This window comes from Neorhizobium sp. BETTINA12A (assembly GCF_023006485.1).
Classification (GTDB): domain Bacteria; phylum Pseudomonadota; class Alphaproteobacteria; order Rhizobiales; family Rhizobiaceae; genus Neorhizobium.
The window spans coordinates 1-1863 of the sequence record NZ_JALBGW010000313.1 but is presented as its reverse complement, the minus strand read 5'-3'; the positions used below and the strand labels follow the sequence as shown (position 1 = coordinate 1863).

Here is a 1863-nt window from a genome sequence, read left to right as displayed (position 1 = left end):
GTTTCCGCCCGCTTCGTCGACATGGCGCTTGGCCGACGCGGCAATGCGCTGCTCACGTCGCTCGTCGGCACCGGACTGGTTCTCTTCAGTTTCGTGCTCGCCGCGACCGTCACGTCCTCGCCCGCGGTCCTGGTGGTGTTCATGGTGCTCTATGGCTTCGGCACCGGCGTGCTCGCGGTCGCCCGCGCGCTCCTGCCGCTGTCGCTGTTTTCGCCCCGCGAATTCGGCCTGCAATCGGCCCGCCTGTCGATGCCGCAGAACCTTGCCAATGCCGCCGCGCCGGTCATCTTCACCGCCCTCCTCGACCGCGTCGGCGCCACCGCCGCGCTGGTGACCGGCGCCGTGCTCTCGGCAATCTCGCTGGTATTGGTGCTGATGCTGGTGGGGCTGGTGCGGAACGCGAATGCGCGGAGCCGCCTAGTTGCTGATCGAAGCCAGGATATCCTTGACCGGTAATAGCAAGGTCCGGTCCAGTCCCTTGGCCTGGCGGAAACCGTATCTGAGGTAAAATCTCGTTGCCTCATCGTCGAGCGCATGAACCATCACTGCCCGGAACGCCACCACTTCAGAGGTCGCAACCACGGCCAACAGAGCATTCTTCAGCAGTTCGCCGCCCAGCCCTTGTCCATGATGCCTCCGGTCCACCGCAAGCCGAGCCAGCAGAGCCACAGGGATCTCGCCCGGCGCCTGATGGCCCTTGACCTGACGGGGCGCTTTTTCACGCGAAATCATGCCGGCGCAAAGCGAGTGGTAACCGACCACCCGAAAATCGGCGTCGGCAATCACGAAGGTCCGTGTGTAACCCTGCACCTGATTGTGAAGCGCCATCTCCTTCAGGAAGGCATCGAGCACCGGCTTGCCGCTGTCGAACTCCCCAAGATGATGATGCTCACTCAGCGGGGCCGGTTTGCGATACATGGCCTCAGTCGAGCCATTCGCGGTTCGACTTCAGCAGAGCCGCGAGCTTCTCATTGACCTGAGCAGGCTCGCCAAGCAGATCCTCGACGGCATCGAAGACAGTCGCGTCGACACCAATGAACCGCTGGTCCAAAAGCTCCTTTTGGGCCGTTGCAAAGGCCGCTTCCGTCATGAATGCGGTCAGCGACTTACCGGAAATCTCGGCCGCCCGGGCAATCACGTCCCGCGTGCCGGCATCGATCCTCAAGTTGATCGTTTCGCTTTTCCGAAGGGCTACCATGGTTCCACCATCCTAGTGCACATACATTGTATATACGTTTCCCTCGAAATATTCAACGGCCTATTCCGTCACCGCCCGAAACCGCATCTCCGCCAGATGAAACTTCGTCTTCGGCTCCCGCCGCGTCCTTGTGCCGACCTGCAGCAGGTTCACCAGCACCGCACCGTCGAGCGGCAATGCCGCATCGTGGAGCAGGCCATGCACCAGGCCGGCGATCTCCTGTGCCTGCCGCCGTCCCTCGCCGTCCGACCAGATTTCCAGCACCAGAAGATGTTCCTCGCCGGCCTCGCTGGCTGTCGAGAAATCCCGCGTCTCCATCTCGCCGAACACAATGCAGGGCAGTTTTGGCCGCGGCAGAAGCCGGTCTCGGATGCCGTCCGTGCCGATGATCGCGGTCAGCGCCGCATCACTGGCAAGCGTCTGGTGGATCGCCTGCAGAAGCGCATTTCCCGCCGTCATCGGGCTTCCTCCTCGCATTGGCAGACGAGATAACGCCGCGTCTCGTCCGGATCGCGCACCAGCTTGACGAGGAATATCCGGCCGCCCTTTCGAAACCGCTGGCCGGCTGAAATGCCGTCGCGGAACCGTGTCCAGATGCGGTGGCTGATGGTGCCGGCCTCTGCGGCCGCCTGTTCCGCCACCACGAACGCGACCGGCTCGATCCG

5 protein-coding genes are annotated in these 1863 nt (G+C 63.1%); 1 reads left to right on the top strand and 4 read right to left on the bottom strand.

The genetic code is table 11. The annotated features are described in order from the left end of the window. On the top strand, nt 1-456 hold a 456-nt coding region (locus MOV61_RS29735; RefSeq protein ID WP_247139154.1), incomplete at its 5' end, for an MFS transporter. Here the strand turns inward: MOV61_RS29735 and MOV61_RS29730 are convergent. The 4 genes from MOV61_RS29730 to MOV61_RS29715 form a co-directional block, all read right to left on the bottom strand. After that, the gene (locus tag MOV61_RS29730) at nt 418-918 is read right to left on the bottom strand and encodes a GNAT family N-acetyltransferase (protein WP_247139153.1); all 501 of its coding nucleotides are present in this window, start codon (nt 916-918) and stop codon (nt 418-420) included. The genes MOV61_RS29735 and MOV61_RS29730 overlap by 39 nt on opposite strands. 4 nt (nt 919-922) lie before the next feature. Further along, complete coding sequence (locus MOV61_RS29725) at nt 923-1198, bottom strand: DUF1778 domain-containing protein (RefSeq protein ID WP_247139152.1); 276 nt, start codon at nt 1196-1198, stop codon at nt 923-925. A 60-nt stretch (nt 1199-1258) separates the two neighbouring features. Continuing rightward, nucleotides 1259-1657 (bottom strand): DUF3168 domain-containing protein, encoded by a 399-nt coding sequence (locus MOV61_RS29720; protein WP_247139151.1) that lies wholly within the window; start codon nt 1655-1657, stop codon nt 1259-1261. Next, a partial coding sequence (locus tag MOV61_RS29715) for a phage head closure protein (RefSeq protein ID WP_247139150.1) occupies nt 1654-1863 on the bottom strand: 210 nt, incomplete at its 5' end. The genes MOV61_RS29715 and MOV61_RS29720, both read right to left, overlap by 4 nt.